At 52.6% G+C, this 15,038-nt stretch carries 12 protein-coding genes and 7 tRNA genes; 6 read left to right on the forward strand and 13 right to left on the reverse strand.

Features of this window, described 5'->3' with window-relative positions; genetic code table 11:
* Nucleotides 1-147: 147 nt before the first annotated feature.
* Both mtnK and mtnA read left to right on the forward strand, forming a co-directional pair.
* The gene (gene mtnK, locus AC0YNW_RS20540) at nucleotides 148-1,359 is read left to right on the forward strand and encodes an S-methyl-5-thioribose kinase (RefSeq protein WP_475833567.1); all 1,212 of its coding nucleotides are present in this window, start codon (nucleotides 148-150) and stop codon (nucleotides 1,357-1,359) included.
* A 41-nt stretch (nucleotides 1,360-1,400) separates the two neighbouring features.
* Complete coding sequence (gene mtnA, locus AC0YNW_RS20545; protein ID WP_475833536.1) at nucleotides 1,401-2,456, forward strand: S-methyl-5-thioribose-1-phosphate isomerase; 1,056 nt, start codon at nucleotides 1,401-1,403, stop codon at nucleotides 2,454-2,456.
* Between the two features lie 51 nt (nucleotides 2,457-2,507).
* Here mtnA and AC0YNW_RS20550 read toward each other — a convergent pair whose 3' ends face one another.
* Entirely contained in the window at nucleotides 2,508-2,813 is a 306-nt protein-coding gene (locus AC0YNW_RS20550) for a YunC family protein (protein WP_387475383.1), read from the reverse strand.
* Nucleotides 2,814-2,978: 165 nt separating this feature from the next.
* Between AC0YNW_RS20550 and AC0YNW_RS20555 the strand changes: the two genes are divergently transcribed.
* Entirely contained in the window at nucleotides 2,979-3,452 is a 474-nt protein-coding gene (locus AC0YNW_RS20555; RefSeq protein WP_475833537.1) for a hypothetical protein, read from the forward strand.
* Between the two features lie 149 nt (nucleotides 3,453-3,601).
* On the opposite strand, the gene AC0YNW_RS20560 is transcribed toward AC0YNW_RS20555, so the two are convergent.
* Together AC0YNW_RS20560 and AC0YNW_RS20565 are read right to left on the reverse strand one after the other, a co-directional pair.
* A complete protein-coding gene (locus AC0YNW_RS20560) occupies nucleotides 3,602-5,500 on the reverse strand; it encodes a putative bifunctional diguanylate cyclase/phosphodiesterase (protein ID WP_387475379.1) in 1,899 nt (632 codons plus the stop codon).
* A 158-nt stretch (nucleotides 5,501-5,658) separates the two neighbouring features.
* Nucleotides 5,659-6,039 carry a DUF423 domain-containing protein gene (locus tag AC0YNW_RS20565; protein ID WP_475833538.1) on the reverse strand — a complete coding sequence of 127 codons (381 nt, stop codon included), beginning with the start codon at nucleotides 6,037-6,039 and terminating at the stop codon, nucleotides 5,659-5,661.
* Nucleotides 6,040-6,104: 65 nt separating this feature from the next.
* Between AC0YNW_RS20565 and AC0YNW_RS20570 the strand changes: the two genes are divergently transcribed.
* On the forward strand, nucleotides 6,105-6,584 hold the full coding sequence (locus AC0YNW_RS20570) for a hypothetical protein (protein WP_475833539.1): 480 nt from the start codon (nucleotides 6,105-6,107) through the stop codon (nucleotides 6,582-6,584).
* Between the two features lie 71 nt (nucleotides 6,585-6,655).
* Here the strand turns inward: AC0YNW_RS20570 and AC0YNW_RS20575 are convergent, their stop codons facing one another.
* Together AC0YNW_RS20575 and AC0YNW_RS20580 are read right to left on the reverse strand one after the other, a co-directional pair.
* The gene (locus tag AC0YNW_RS20575) at nucleotides 6,656-9,784 is read right to left on the reverse strand and encodes an AAA family ATPase (protein WP_475833540.1); all 3,129 of its coding nucleotides are present in this window, start codon (nucleotides 9,782-9,784) and stop codon (nucleotides 6,656-6,658) included.
* Nucleotides 9,781-10,956 carry an exonuclease SbcCD subunit D gene (locus tag AC0YNW_RS20580; RefSeq protein ID WP_475833541.1) on the reverse strand — a complete coding sequence of 392 codons (1,176 nt, stop codon included), beginning with the start codon at nucleotides 10,954-10,956 and terminating at the stop codon, nucleotides 9,781-9,783. Before AC0YNW_RS20580 ends, AC0YNW_RS20575 begins: the two co-directional genes overlap by 4 nt.
* A gap of 206 nt (nucleotides 10,957-11,162) precedes the next feature.
* On the opposite strand from AC0YNW_RS20580, the gene yhbH reads away from it, so the two are divergent.
* The gene (gene yhbH / locus AC0YNW_RS20585) at nucleotides 11,163-12,326 is read left to right on the forward strand and encodes a sporulation protein YhbH (RefSeq protein ID WP_475833542.1); all 1,164 of its coding nucleotides are present in this window, start codon (nucleotides 11,163-11,165) and stop codon (nucleotides 12,324-12,326) included.
* 77 nt (nucleotides 12,327-12,403) lie between these two features.
* Here the strand turns inward: yhbH and pdaA are convergent, their stop codons facing one another.
* Nucleotides 12,404-13,222 carry a delta-lactam-biosynthetic de-N-acetylase gene (gene pdaA, locus AC0YNW_RS20590; protein WP_475833543.1) on the reverse strand — a complete coding sequence of 273 codons (819 nt, stop codon included), beginning with the start codon at nucleotides 13,220-13,222 and terminating at the stop codon, nucleotides 12,404-12,406.
* A gap of 272 nt (nucleotides 13,223-13,494) precedes the next feature.
* Here pdaA and AC0YNW_RS20595 point away from each other — a divergent pair, with 272 nt between their 5' ends.
* Nucleotides 13,495-13,956, forward strand: coding sequence for a GreA/GreB family elongation factor (locus AC0YNW_RS20595; protein ID WP_475833544.1), 462 nt, complete (start codon nucleotides 13,495-13,497; stop codon nucleotides 13,954-13,956).
* A gap of 256 nt (nucleotides 13,957-14,212) precedes the next feature.
* Here AC0YNW_RS20595 and AC0YNW_RS20600 read toward each other — a convergent pair.
* From AC0YNW_RS20600 to AC0YNW_RS20630, 7 genes are all read right to left on the reverse strand, one after another.
* Nucleotides 14,213-14,289: transfer RNA gene (locus tag AC0YNW_RS20600), tRNA-Pro, on the reverse strand.
* Nucleotides 14,290-14,295: 6 nt separating this feature from the next.
* A tRNA-Gly gene (locus AC0YNW_RS20605) sits at nucleotides 14,296-14,370 on the reverse strand.
* Nucleotides 14,371-14,377: 7 nt separating this feature from the next.
* A tRNA-Thr gene (locus tag AC0YNW_RS20610) sits at nucleotides 14,378-14,453 on the reverse strand.
* A gap of 34 nt (nucleotides 14,454-14,487) precedes the next feature.
* Nucleotides 14,488-14,564: transfer RNA gene (locus AC0YNW_RS20615), tRNA-Met, on the reverse strand.
* A 14-nt stretch (nucleotides 14,565-14,578) separates the two neighbouring features.
* Nucleotides 14,579-14,653 (reverse strand) — tRNA-Glu (locus AC0YNW_RS20620).
* Nucleotides 14,654-14,677: 24 nt separating this feature from the next.
* Nucleotides 14,678-14,765 (reverse strand) — tRNA-Ser (locus AC0YNW_RS20625).
* Nucleotides 14,766-14,771: 6 nt separating this feature from the next.
* A tRNA-Asn gene (locus AC0YNW_RS20630) sits at nucleotides 14,772-14,847 on the reverse strand.
* Nucleotides 14,848-15,038: the final 191 nt, after the last annotated feature.

A 15,038-nucleotide genomic window follows, 5' to 3' on the forward strand; every position in this document is an offset into this window, starting at 1 on the left:
TGAAGCCCGCCTTCCTCTCCCTCTATTTTGAAAAAAACAGCCCGCGAAGTCAATCATTGGCGCCTAAAGGTATTCCATGGCGAAATAATATCCATTATACTATTAGGCATGGTATTGGAACGAATAGAGAAATCGGAGGTGGACGAGCTGACCACGTATCATGCCTTAAATGAACAAGAAGCAATTGAAATCGCGAGCGGAATCGACGGGTTTTTCCCTGAGGGCGCTCATTTGGCTTGCCGGGAAATCGGGGACGGCAATCTGAATCTCGTCTTTCATATAACGGATAGCGCGAGCGGCAAGAGCCTGATTATGAAGCAGGCGCTGCCATACGCCAAGGTTGTAGGCGAGTCCTGGCCTCTGACGCTCGACCGCGCGCGCATAGAGAGCGAGAAGCTGATTCTGGAAGGAAAGCTGGCTCCAGGTCTGGTACCGGTCGTGTACAAATACGATCCGGAGCTGTCACTCACCGTCATGGAGGATCTAAGCGATCATATCATTATGAGGCAAGGCCTGATTAACGGCACGAAGTATCCGCTCTTCGCGGATCATATCTCGACGTTCATGGCCAACACCCTGTTCTATACATCCGATCTCGGCATGAACCAGCAGGACAAGAAGCTGCGCGTCAAGGACTTCATTAATCCCGATCTGTGCAAAATTACAGAGGATCTGATCTTCGACGATCCTTATACCGTGTCGCCCAATAATAATATACCGTCAGCGATTGAAGATGCTGCGGAAGCGCTTCGCAATGACAGCGCGCTGCATCTCGAAATAGCCATATTGCGGGACAAGTTCTTGACGAACGCTCAAGCGCTGCTGCATGGCGACTTGCATACGGGCAGCATCTTCGCTACGCCAGCCTCCACGAAGGTAATCGACCCCGAGTTCGCTTATTTCGGACCGATGGGCTTCGATGTCGGAGCAATCTTCGCGAATCTGATACTGAATTATGCCGGACAACAATATTGGACAAGCGACGATGAAGCCCGCAAGGACTTCCGTCGTTACCTGCTGGATACGATTGAAGATGTATGGACTCAATTCGACCGGAAATTCCGCGCCCTCTGGAATGAGCATGGCATCGATCGCCTGGCTAATTCCACAGCGGGCTATCAAGACTACTACATGCAGCGATTGCTTCAGGATACCATCGGATTCGCCGGATGCAAGATCGTGCGCCGGATTGTCGGACTTGCCCACGTCGCAGATATCGACAAGATTCCAAGCGATGAGATTCGTGAGCAGGCACAGAGAGGCGCCCTTGCGATCGGTACGGAGCTGATCCGCCGCCATCGCAGTGCACAATCCATACAAGAACTGATTGATATAACAGAAACAGCAATGCAAGGTTAGCCTATTGGCTCTTGCAATTGACGCAGGGAGGAACTAACATCATGACTGAAAATTACGCAGGCTTGCAGTCCGTTATCTGGACAGGCGACCAACTTGATTTGCTCGACCAACGGCTGCTGCCGGAAGAAATCGTTTATTTGCCGCTTACCACATCCGAGGATGTCTGGGAAGCGATTAGACATCTTAAAGTACGAGGCGCTCCGGCTATCGGCATTGCAGCCGCTTATGGCGTCGTTCTAGGCAGCCGCGATGCGGCAACCGCCGAAGAATGGATGGCTGGTGTGAAGACGCACGCCGAATATTTGGCTACCTCCAGACCGACAGCCGTCAATCTCTTCTGGGCACTGGATCGGATGAAGGCTGCGGCAGACCGGTTCGCAGGCGAGGGTCTATCCCTTGACCAGCTTAAGACAGCATTGACGAACGAGGCAATCGCCATTCAGAGCGAGGACGAAGAAACCAATCGCTTGATCGGCGAGCATGCGCTCGGATTGTTCAAGGATGACATGGGCGTCTTGACACACTGCAACGCCGGTGGACTTGCCACTGCGAAATACGGCACCGCGCTTGCTCCCTTCTATCTCGCAAAGGAGCAAGGCATGAATATTCGCGTATTCGCGGATGAGACTCGCCCTGTACTGCAAGGCGCCCGCCTAACAGCGTTCGAGCTTCAGCAAGCCGGAGTCGATGTCACGCTCATCTGTGACAACATGGCCGGTATGGTGATGTCCAAGGGCTGGATAGACGCGGTTATCGTCGGAACAGACCGCGTAGCGGCTAACGGCGATGTGGCGAACAAAATCGGCACCTACAGCGTAGCCGTTCTTGCCAAAGCGCACGGCATTCCATTCTATGTGGCTTGTCCGCTCTCCACAATCGATCTCTCTACGCCTACGGGAGCGGAGATTCCGATTGAAGAACGGAATGCTGAAGAGATTACGGAAGGCTTCGGGAAGCGTACCGCTCCGCAAGGAGTTAAGGTATATAACCCTGCCTTCGACGTGACGCCACATGAATACGTGACAGCTATCATTACGGAGAAGGGCATCGTAACAGCGCCTTTCGAAGAGAACCTGCGCAAGCTGTTCCACAATTAATATTCGAAGCCCCAAGCTGCCGCAGCTTGGGGCTTTATTCATTCTTAACGTCTATAGCATCAGACGAAGAGCGTCCGCACCCTTCATACCGGCAACGATGCCAAGCGATTCCGCTTTATGCGTAACCGATTCCAAAGGCGCTCCGATCAATTCCTCCAACGTTCTTACACCGACGGCGCGGCCTGCTATAATTTCGCGGTCTCGCAGCTTATCATTCAGCAGCGACACGTCCAATGCTCCGCACATAATATAACCCCGGTCTGTCGATAGGGAGAGGAGAGTTGTTTTCGGCAGTTTCACCTCCACTCCAAGAACGGTCTCTCCGCTTTCGAGCACGAATGGAACCATTCTGATCAACTCGCATCCACCTCCTTTATCCCCCAAATTATGCGACTTTTCTGCCGCATAACCAGTATATGCAGGGAATCTTACCCAGTGTGGTCAAACGTCAGATATAGGTCTATATCACTACTCAAAATAATGGTATAGTTAGACTATCACCACAAGTGCGGAGGCAAGCAAATGACAAAAAAGCAATTAAACAAGCAGCAACAAACCTTCATCTTCAATGTTGAAATTATGGTGGAGGATGGACACCACGCCGACGCACTGGAGAAGCTGATTCAAGGCTTGAATCGATCCGAATGGGCGGATTACCGTATCACCTCCGGCATTCAATTAGGAAGCCTGATCGACCAGAGGCTTGCGGAAGCATCCGGATCAACCCCGGTTCCCCTTCCCCCCCAAGAGCCTGATACTAAGGAATCAACAGTCCCTATTTCGGCTGAATCTGACGGTTTTGGACCCATTCGCACGTTTATGAAATCGAACACTCTGATCCGCTTAATTGTCAATAGAGGTCTTGGAATCAAGCTGAACATTCCATGCCGGATCATTAATATCGATGAGCGGGAAAATTTGATCACGGTGTACCATGTCGACGAGAAACAAGTCTATACGTTCAGAATGACTGAAATTGAAGATTTCATAGCCTGATCATCAAAAAAAACCGCTGCCTTGGGAGGATGACCCGTCATCTCCCCGGTAAGCGGGTTTGCTGCTTTTTATAGCCAATTAGCGTGGCAACTGTCCGACAATAAAGAAACTGCCCGCCGGCAGCGCTCTGCCAGCGAAACAGTTCTCGATTACCCTGCTTTAAGCATTTCTTCGATATTATCACTGGAGACCGGAGGGCTCCAATAGAATCCCTGCATTTCATCACATTGATGCCTCTTCAGAAATTCCATCTGCTCCTCTGTCTCCACGCCTTCCGCTATAACTTGAATGTTCAAGTTATGCGCCATCGCGATGATAGCGGCCACAATCTCCGCATCGCTAGGATCTTGCTGAATGTCTCTGACGAAGGAGCGGTCGATCTTCAGACGGTCAATCGGGAAGTTCTTCAAGTAGTGGAACGAGCTGTAGCCCGTCCCGAAGTCGTCTACGCTAATGCCTACGCCGAGGTCCGTAATGGCGAGCAAGCAGCGTGACACCAGTCCAACATCGATCGTCATCGACTCTGTAATTTCCAGGTCCAGATACTTCGGTTCAAGTCCTGTCTTCTCCAGCACTTCCGCAATGCGGCTTGCCAGATCATGCTGCAGGAATTGACGAATGGACAGATTGACCGCAACCGGCATTGGCTGCAATCCCGCATCCTGCCACGCTTTGTTCTGGCGGCAAGCTTCCTCCAGCACCCAATCGCCGATCTGGACGATCATACCGCTTTCTTCCGCAAGCGGAATGAAGGTCCCGGGCGAAAGCAGTCCTCGGACGGGATGCTTCCAACGAACCAGCGCCTCGACGCCAACCATGCGCCCGCTGGTCAAATCATATTGCGGCTGATAATGAAGCACGAATTCACTTCGCTGAATGGCACGATACATCTCATGCTGCAGCTTGAGACGCTCGAAGGAGGAATTGCTCCAGCTGTCGGAATAGAGCAGGCAATCGTTTTTGCCGCTCTCCTTCGCTTTGACGAGCGCCATATCCGCTTTCTTGAACAGCGTATACCCGTCATCCTGATTGTTCAGGCTTGTAACCAGGCCGATGCTGGCCGTAATATGTAGGGGGAAGCCCTTTAGCTCATAAGGCTCCTCAATCGATTTCAATATGTGTTTGGAATACTCCAACAGCTCATCCTCGGACTGAATGGAAGTAATAAGCAAGGCGAATTCGTCGCCTTCCATTCTGGCTACGAAGTCTTGCTCCGACAATCCTCTGTTCAGCCGCTCGGCGACTTGCATTAGCAGCATATCTCCGAATTCCCGACCGAAAGACGCATTCACAAGCTTAAAGCGGTCAAGATCCAAATAGCAGATTCCAACAATCCGTTCGTCTTCCTTGGCTCTGGACAAGCTCTCTGTCAGCTTCATCTGGAACAGCGTACGATTAGGTAAACCCGTCATATCGTCATAATACGCCATGTAACGAATACGCTCGACGTTGCGCTTCCGGTCACTTAAATCCTGGCTGATCATTACGGTCCCGATTACTTCACCCTCCTGCAGCATTGGTGCGTAGACCACCTGCAGTTCAAGCGGAAAACCCGAACGATGCGTAATATGGATATTGTTTTGGTTCGTCTCTCCGTTAAGCGCCCTGTCAATCGATTCTTGAAGCAATACTCTGCTGGCTGGATCGACCATACGTATCATGGGCTCCCCGATCATCTCGGAACGTTGGTAGCCCAGCATGCGGCTTGAAGCTTCATTCATCTCCACCAGCTCGCCCGCGCGATTCAAAACAGCGAGAGGAACGGCCTCGGAACGAAGAAGCGTCTCAACAATGGCGGTATGGTATTTATGGAAGTTGCCCATGGAATTGCGTTTGAAGAAGACGATAACAGCTGTGGCCAGCAGTGAGACCGCTACAGCAAGTGAAGCCCATCTGTACATTGCATTGGAAATAACCAGAAAGGATACTATAATCCATATCGCTGCGATGGCCGCTATCCATGAGCTTATCGCCCATGATTCGCTCAGCATCAGCAGCGTGCGCGGCTGCTTCTTCGTTTCAGCCCAATCTTCCATTTGTTTCGCCACACACAAACTTCCTTCCTCTTAAGTCGGTCAAGTGATAGCTAGGTACATTATAAACGAAATGGACGAATTGGCATAGAAATATTTGCTAACATTTTATAAAAAATATCCAAAAATGATCGGTTTCTGTCGAAAACTGTTCGATTATAAGACAATAATCCTCACTTCGAAGCTTGTTTGGCTGCTCCTGCGATTACAAAGACCCATCCCGCAATCATGGCAACTCCGCCAATAGGCGTAATCATGCCCAGCTTCGAGAAGCCCGTCAATGTCAAAATATAAAGGCTGCCGCTAAAAATAACCGTGCCTGCAAAGATCAGCCTTCCTCCTATCAGCACTTTGCGGCTGCCGCCAAGCGCCTTGTCAAGCAGAGCGATCAGCATAAGGCCAAGCGCGCTGTACATATGGTATCTCACGCCAGTTTCGAATACATCCAGATAATGATCGGTTACCTTGCCTTCCAATCCATGTGCGCCAAAAGCGCCAAGCGCAATAGCAAGCGCCGCATTCACAGCGCCGATTATAAAATATTTTTGGAACATCGGTTTTCAATCCTCTCTTTATTGTGTATAATTTTACCAAACTACTGGAAGGGGACTACATAAGCATGAACGACAATCCAAACCAGCACAATCAGCAGCAGGGGCAGCAACCAGATCAGGGCCAGCCTTTCACCGGGTTTTCGCCGGCAGGCGGACCTCCTTACGGACAAGGGCCTATCGTCAAGAAGCATTCCGGACTTGGCATCTCGTCCTTTGTATTAGCTTTGGTTGCGCTGCTTACTTTTATATTAGCTATTATCCTGATCGCATCCAGCTTGCCTGAATTTATGAACATGACTTCGCAAGAAGAGCTTCAACAACGGATTATGGACAGCAACGGAGAAGGCTTCGAAGGCTTGGTTTTCGGCAGCCTTGTCATATTTCTAGCTATCGGCATTGCCTTTATCGGATTAGTGCTTGGCATTATCGGCGCTTGCATGAGAAACCGCAAGAAGGTATTCAGCATCATCGGTATCGTGCTGAACGGCCTGATCACTTTCGGCTCTGGCTTTATGCTCATTCTCGGCGTAGCGAATGCCGTTTAATCACGATCCCGCATGATAGACCCGCTTTACCTTGCCAGAGGGCAGGTAAGGCGGGTCTTTTCTATTCTCGCTTAATGCTTCAGCAAGATTGAAGTGCGGCTGTAGCCTTCCCTTGACTTGCTTACTTCCAGGCATGCGGGGAACGCTTCTTTTAATTCCGCGACGTGGGAGATCACACCGATCATCCGGCCTGCCTTCTGCAGATCGACTAGCGCCGACACCGCCTTGTGCAGCGACTCTTCGTCAAGTGAACCAAAGCCCTCGTCAATCAGCATCATCTCGATGGAGATGCCTCCCTGATGCGCCTGAATGACATCCGTCATGCCAAGCGCAAGGCATAAGGACGCATTGAACTTCTCGCCGCCCGACAATGACTTCACATCGCGGAGCTGGCCCGTATACGCATCGTAGACATCCAGGCCCAGTCCGCTCTGCTTGCCCCTTGTCTCCAGCCTGTCGCTGCGCTGAAGCTCATACTGTCCACCCGACAGCTCCTTCAGCCGCACATTCGCCATATTCAGAATCTGATCCAGATATTCGATCAGAATGTAGCGCTCAAAGGACATTTTCAGCGCATTGTCCCCCTTCAGCATGGAATAGAGGTCCAGAACGCCTTCCATCTCCTGTTCAAGCCCTGCCATCTGCTCGCCTGCACGCCGGATCGACTCGGCAAGCCGGATCGCCTCTTCTTCATACCGACGGGAGCGGCTCTCTTGTCCAACGGAGGCTTCGTAACTTTCCTTAGTGGCTGCAATGGCGGACAAGAGCTCATTTGTATCGTGTCTTGGCTGGCTCACAAGCTCTTGCTCCAGCGTCAGCAGCCGCTCTCTCACCGCTGCAATTGCAGAACGATAGGCTTCGATTGCTTCCCGGACGCGTCTGCTCTCTGCATCATTCATGAGCGCCGAGCGATACGCATCGTGCGAGGAGAAGCCTGCTTCCTGCCATTCCTGCTCTAGCCGCTTGGCGGCGCTGGCACCCCGCTCCACCGCTTCCGCCAGCGCGCTTGCAGCCTGTTCGGCATGTGCCTTGCACTCCGATACGCTGGAGGCTGCCCGCTGAAGCCGAGCCTGGACAGTCGCCCAGGCTTGCTCCATCCCGCGGAACAGAGCATTCTGTTCCATTGTCCGGACTTCCAGCGCTTCCGGGCTTCTCAGACTGTCCGGAATTCGCTCCAGTTCCTTCGCTAGGGAAGCCTGCCCTGCAGACCGCTCCACAGCAAGCCGCTGCAGCTCCGTTTGCAATCCCTCCCGCTCCGGCTCAAGGCGGGCCAGCTCCTCTTCTGCTTTCCCCAGTGAAGCTCGCCATTCCTCGGCCCGCTTAGCGTCTGCTTGAAGCTGATCCGCTGCATCCTTATACTGGCGCCACAAAACCCGCAGTTCACCTTGGCGTTCACGCAAGACGTCCAGCAACCGCTCGGCGGAGCTCTCTTTTTCCAGATCGATGCCCAGCTCTTCCAGCTCCTCAAGCAAGGCCGAATGGGATGCAGCTGCTGAGGCAGCCTGAGCTTTCGCTGAGATCAGCTCATTCTGAATCGCGTTTAATGTATCTTTGGTATGCTGCAGCTTTTCCTTCGAAGGAAGCTCGCCGCCTTCTGCATGGGCTTTGGAAGGATGCTCCGTGCTTCCGCATACCGGACATGGCGCACCTGTCGTTAAATGTATGGCCAATAAGCTTGCTTGCCCCTCCAGCCACAGCTGCTCCGCCCGTTCATGCTCGGCTGCCGCAAGCTCCAGCGCACGCATGCCTTCTTGCTCTAGCTGAACCCAGCGCACGCGCTCTTCAGTCACATCCATCAGGCGTTTGACCGCTTTCCCCTGCTGTTCCACCGTTCTCAGCTTCTCCAGCTCGCCCGGAAGCTTGACGGCAGATACATCCGTCGCCTTAAGCTCCGACTGCATGTGTGCTCTCTGTTCACGCAGCTTCACCATGGATTGTTCGTTAAGGGTTAACTTCTCTCTCGCTTGCGTCTCCAGCCGGGTCAATTCGCCGACTCGTTTCTGTTGCTCGCTTAAAGAAGCTACAATAGGCTTAAGCTCCTGCAATTGTACAAGCTCGCGCTCGGTGCTTCTGCGCAGAGGCTCTCTGTCCGCTTCCTCGCGATGAGCCGCTTGCGAACCCGCCCACTCGGCTTCGGCGGTGCGCAGCGCAGCTTCTCGGCTCTCTAACGCCTCTTGCTTGCTCCGCTTAGCCTGCAACGCCTGATCGGCTTGCTCCTGGTAAGGAAGCAGCGACGCCGCTTTCTTTGCGAGCTCCAGTCTTTGCTCTTGCTGCTTGAACGCCGGCTCCTGCTCCACAAACCCGGCCAATTGCGAACGCTTCGCCCCCAGCTCGTCATGCTTGGCGTTGATGTCTTGAGCTCTCCTCAGCTCCTCTTGCTTCGCGTCCATCTCTGCCGACAGCTTCAGCTTGCTCTCGCGGGCTTGCTCGGCCTGGTCCCGGTAATAGCCGGCCTCGCTGGTCAAACCTTCCCATACTTGCGCTGTGCTGTATATCTCCTGTGAGAACGTATCTGCAAGCTTGCTGCCCTCCCGGGCCGGGAACGTCTCCTGCGCTTGCCGCATCATCGCGGAAGACGCGGACCGCGCCTCCTTCAACCGGTCTTGCAGCTCGCGGTTGCGCTGCTGGAATCTGGCCTCCAGCTTCTCATACAATTCCGTTCGAAATATTCGGCGCAATATCTCTTCCTTATTGTCCGTATCGGACGTAAGCAGCTTGCGGAATTCGCCTTGCGGCAGCATGACGATCTGGCTGAACTGATCCTTGGTCAAGCCGACGATCGCAAGCAGCCTCGCGTTCACTTCCGTTGTGATGAACCGGTCGACCGCAGGAATGGCAGTGCCATCCTTCAGCTCGTAGAGCTCGGTCTTCTCGCCCGTCTCGCTCCGGTTGCCGCCTTTACGATGCTTCATTTGACGATGAACGCGATATTGTTTGGCGCCTGCTGAAAAGTCCAGCTCAACAGCCGTGTGCGTCTCATCATCGGCGAAGTGGCTGCGCAACATACGGGGATCAGATCTGTCCTCGCCGCTGGCCGTCCCGTACAAGGCAAAGCATATCGCATCAAAGATTGAGGTTTTCCCCGCTCCTGTATTACCCGAGATGACAAACAGCCTGCGATCGCCAAGCTTCGTAAAGTCGATTATCTCCTCGTCCCGATAAGGGCCAAAAGCTCTCATCATTAAGCGCAGCGGTCTCATGCTTCACCTCCGATCGCTTGCTGAAGCGCGCCGAATTCCCGCTCAAACAGCATCCGTTTCTCTTTTGTCAGCGGAATGCCCTTCACTTCTTCATAAAAAGCGGCAAACAGCTCTGCCGGATCGCTCTCGCTGCGCCTGGGCGCAGCATCCGAACCGGCCGACCCCGATGCGGATAGTTCCACAGCCGCCGTCCTTGTTCTTCTCTCCACATGCATCGCATTCGGGTAGACGGCTCTCACCTTCTCCATCGGGAACAGGACAGGATGATCGCTTAGCAGCGTGACAAAGACGTAATCGTCACATACCTCATGCTGCTCCAGCTCCTCCAAGGTTGCCTCCACCCGTCTCATATCGCGCAGGGGACGCAGCTCTCTCTTCTCCACCGTCGCTTGTCCGTCCTTGTCCAGCTTCACCATGAGATAACCCTTGTTATGCTTCTCTTCCGAAATCGAATATTTCAGCGGGGAACCCGCATAACGTATATGTTCATGCCGCACATAGTGCGCCTGATGAAGATGGCCTAACGCCACATAGTGGAATGGGCGAAAATGAGCTGCGCTCACATGCTCCGCCCCGCCAATCGCCAGCGGTCGTTCCGATTCACTCGTATTGTCGGCGGATTCGCCGGAAGGCGTAATGAACGCATGTCCAATCAGCACATGTCTTGCCGAAGGGTCCATCTTCTGCTCCAGCCGACTCACGATCGCGCGCATGGCGTCATCATGCGACCGAATCGATTCATCGCCAAGGCGATGCCTGATCTGCGCAGGGTCCGCATAAGGGACTAGATGAAAGTGAACCTCGCCATACTCATCGCGAAGCACGACAGGCTGCCCGTCTTCCCGCAGCTGGCCCGCCAAGTACAATCCGCGGCTTTCCATCATGCTTGTGCCGAAGCTGATCCGGTCAGGGCTGTCGTGATTGCCCGAGATAGCCAGCACTGGCGTCTCCAGATCAATCACAATCCTCCGAAGCGCGTCATCCAGCAGTTCGACCGCCTCCGTGGGCGGCACAGCTCTATCGTACAGATCGCCGGCGATGATCACCGCATCCGGCTTCTCGATCCGAATCGCATCCATCATTTGCTCCAGCACATGCCTCTGGTCCTCCGTTATATAAACACCGTGGATCAGCTTGCCCAGATGCCAATCCGCCGTATGTAACAGCTTCATTCCTTCACTTCCTCTCCCGCGGCATGCCGCCGCAGTCCTTCCTATTATTCTATCACCACGGCGCGTTGCGTAGCTAGGTTTTCGCGGCAGCAGTCCCGGCTTGTCTAACAGATTAATAGAATTGGACTCAATTCGTTCACATAACCGCTCGCCACTTGAATATATTGATTAACAACAAAGAAATAAGCAGGGGAGGTGCTCCGAAAATGAGTCCAGCTGACAACGGCATGTTCATTGTTTCGCACGAGGATTGGTCGCTGCACCGCAAGGGGTATCAGGACCAAGCCCGCCATCAGCAAAAAGTACGCGAGGCTATCAAGCAAAACTTGCCCGATCTCGTATCTGAAGAAAGCATTGTCATGTCTGACGGCAAGCAAGTAATTAAGGTGCCGATTCGGAGCCTGGATGAATACCGCTTTGTTTATAATTACAATAAAAACAAGCATGTCGGCCAAGGCGACGGAGACAGCCAGGTAGGCGATGTACTCGGAGTAGATCCGCAGGCGGCCAAAAAGGGCGGCAAAGGGGAAGGCGCCGGGGACCAGCCTGGCGAAGATGTCATTGAGGCGGAGATTTCCTTGGCAGAGCTGGAGACGATGCTCTTCGAGGAATTGGAGCTCCCGTTCCTGAAACAGAAGGACAAGGATCAGCTCGAAACGAAAGAAATCCGGTTCAACGATATCCGCAAGAAAGGCATTATGTCCAATATCGACAAGAAGCGGACCATAATTGAAAATTTGCGGCGCAATGCCACATCAGGGCAGCCCGGCATCCATGGCATCAGCCCGGATGATCTGCGCTACAAGACATGGGAGGAAATCGTCAAACCGCAATCCAATGCCGTCATTCTGGCTATGATGGACACATCGGGGTCGATGGGCTCGTTCGAGAAGTATGTAGCCCGCAGCTTCTTCTTCTGGATGACGCGCTTTCTACGCCACCAATACGAGAAAGTGGATATTGTGTTCATTGCACACCACACAGAGGCGAAGGAAGTGAGCGAGGAAGAATTTTTCACAAGAGGCGAGAGCGGCGGCACGATCTGCTCCTCGGCGTATATGAAAGCGCTGGAGATCATCGACAGCCGATTCAGTCCGAGCCTATACAATATTTACCCCTTCCACTTCTCCGACGGCGACAATCTGACCAGCGACAACGAGCGCTGCGTCAAGCTGATCGGGGAGCTGCTCAAGCGATCGAATTTGTTCGGCTATGGCGAGGTCAATCAGTACAATCGCTCCAGTACGCTCATGTCCGCGTACAAACATATTAATCTTCAGCATTTTATGTATTATGTCATTAAAGAAAAAAGCGAGGTGTACAACGCGCTGAAGTCATTTTTCCGCAAGCGCGAAGGCATTCCGGGTTAATAAGCGAACGTGCGGCGTCCATATACAACCAAACCCCCGGTACCGTTAGGACCGGGGGCTTGAGGCTTTCTATCGAGCTATGGTGCAGTCTGAGGGGCTGGTGAAGGTGCCGGCTCGGCAGCCTGCGTCAGCTCGGGCAAGCTTTTAAACTCATAGCCTTGCCGTCTCGCTTCGTCAATGATACTCCCAAGCGCATCCGCATTATCCTGCGATACAGAATGCAGCAGCAGGATTGCGCCCGGGTGCAGCTGCTTTGTCACTTGCTGGAAGGCGTATGACGCGCCCTTCTGCGCTCTGACATCCCAGTCCTTGTAGGCGATCGACCAGAAGACGCTGGTATAGCCTGAGCTTTTGCTCGCAGACAGCACTCTTTCGTTAAAAATGCCTCTCGGCGGTCTCAAATAAGTCATCTCCTGCTGTCCGGTCACTGCGCGAACCTGTTCCTTCACCTTCTCCAGCTCGGTACGAATCGCTTCTTCTGACAGCTGGGACATATCGGGATGACTCCAGGAATGGTTGCCGATAATATGCCCCTCTTCCGCCATACGTTTCAGAAGTTCCGGCTGGTCCTTAATGTAATGTCCGGTAACAAAAAACGTAGCCGGTACCTGTTTGTCCTTCAGAACATCCAGGATTTTGGCGGTTAGTCCGTTTTCGTAGCCGTTATCGAACGTCAGGAACAGTTCTTTGCGCGTTGTATCCCCCAGAAATAACGCTCCATGCTTCGTAATAATGGGCTTGAAGCCTTCCTCGTCAATGGAAGGCAGCCTGCCGTCTACGCTCTTTTTGAATCCGAAATGGAAGACTCCAGGTTGTGCCTGTACAGCGATAGGGCCTCCAACAACAGCTGCGATCAGCAGAGTCGCTGCGATAAGTTTCTTGATCTTTCTGTACAAAATGTACTCTCCTCTCATATCCTATTTTCACGTTAGACAATCGGTTTTTGCGGTTCAATCGACATGCGTTTACTATTTCCTTTATTCCCCTGCGCTATTCCGAAGGATTCGGCCGGAAGGGTTGTATTCCTGTGCTAATTTGCTACACTGGTTACAAGGCCTCTGCCCTCGCAGGTGGCCTTTATTACTATCCAAGGAGGAATTGGACATGAGAAAGATAAATCGCTTGACCTTCCATGCACGTGCCAAACATATAGGAGGTGATATCTACTATGAACCATAGGCCTGAATATATAGCGCTGAAGGAGACGTACCTTCGACAGCTTATTTCGCTGCGCGATGAGAAGGATCTTTTTCTAGGCGCGTATTTCCCCGAATTTGGAAGCAGAAGAACCCAAGTGGAGAAGCTGCTCTCTTCCTATACCAGCATGCTGGAGAAGCTGCTGGAGCGCCCGACTGACGAATGGCGCGATATTGTGCTGATCGGATGCGGGGTGACAGTCACGTATATGGATGACGGCATGACCGAATCCTTTACGATCGTATTTCCTGAAGAAGCACAGCCCGACAGTAACCGCATTTCTTTCTATTCGCCAATTGCGGAACAACTGCTCATGCGCTCATGCGGCGATCTCGTATCGATGAATACGAGCATGGACACGTACCAGGTACGGATCGACCGTATATGGTCCGGCGTAGATAGCATAGAGGAAGAAAGGCGAGCTGCTCCTTGAATCTTAGAAAAAGCGAATTGCCCGGCATTGGCGTCAAATATATGTTAGGCACGGCAGCAGCTCGTTCCGAAGGCAAATAGACAAACGCAGTCAGTCTCGAGCCAGTTGACCATTATCAATCCAATTATCTACAAATGAAAAAACACGCAGGAGTTTGGCTGACCGCCACTATTCTGCGTGTTTCCTTTTATAGATTTCATGAGACAACAAAAAAACCGACACTCAGATGGAGTTCGGTTTACTTTAATTATAAAGATGGTCGGGATGACACGATTTGAACATGCGACCCCCTGGTCCCAAACCAGGTGCTCTACCAAGCTGAGCTACATCCCGTGATAATGGAGCGGAAGACGGGAATCGAACCCGCGACCCTCGCCTTGGCAAGGCGATGCTCTACCGCTGAGCCACTTCCGCAAAAAAATGGTGCCGTCGAGAGGACTTGAACCCCCAACCTACTGATTACAAGTCAGTTGCTCTACCAGTTGAGCTACAACGGCACGTAGGTTTACATAATATCCATCAAATATGGATTGGTTGCGGGGGCAGGATTTGAACCTGCGGCCTTCGGGTTATGAGCCCGACGAGCTACCGGGCTGCTCCACCCCGCGTCGTTAAAAGAAAATGGTGACCCGTAGGGGATTCGAACCCCTGTTACCTCCGTGAAAGGGAGGTGTCTTAACCCCTTGACCAACGGGCCTTACTTATGTAGAAAAAGTTCGTACGGAGAAGGAGGGATTCGAACCCTCGCACCACTTACGCAGTCTAACCCCTTAGCAGAGGGTCCCCTTGAGCCACTTGGGTACTTCTCCAAGAAATGGCTCCCCGAACAGGACTCGAACCTGTGACAACTCGATTAACAGTCGAGTGCTCTACCAACTGAGCTATCAGGGAATATAGCGTTCTTCGCTGGGTACGCTTCCTGAATCGCTTCAGTAAAGACGCAACCATGCATTTCAAGACGTTTTGCACCTTGAAAACTGGATACGAAAGTAACTGTTGAATCATCCTTAGCAGTAGGATAAGCCCTCGACCGATTAGTATTCGTCAGCTCCACACATTGCTGTGCTTCCACCCCGAACCTA

The sequence above is a fragment of the Paenibacillus sp. J31R120 genome (assembly GCF_056269225.1).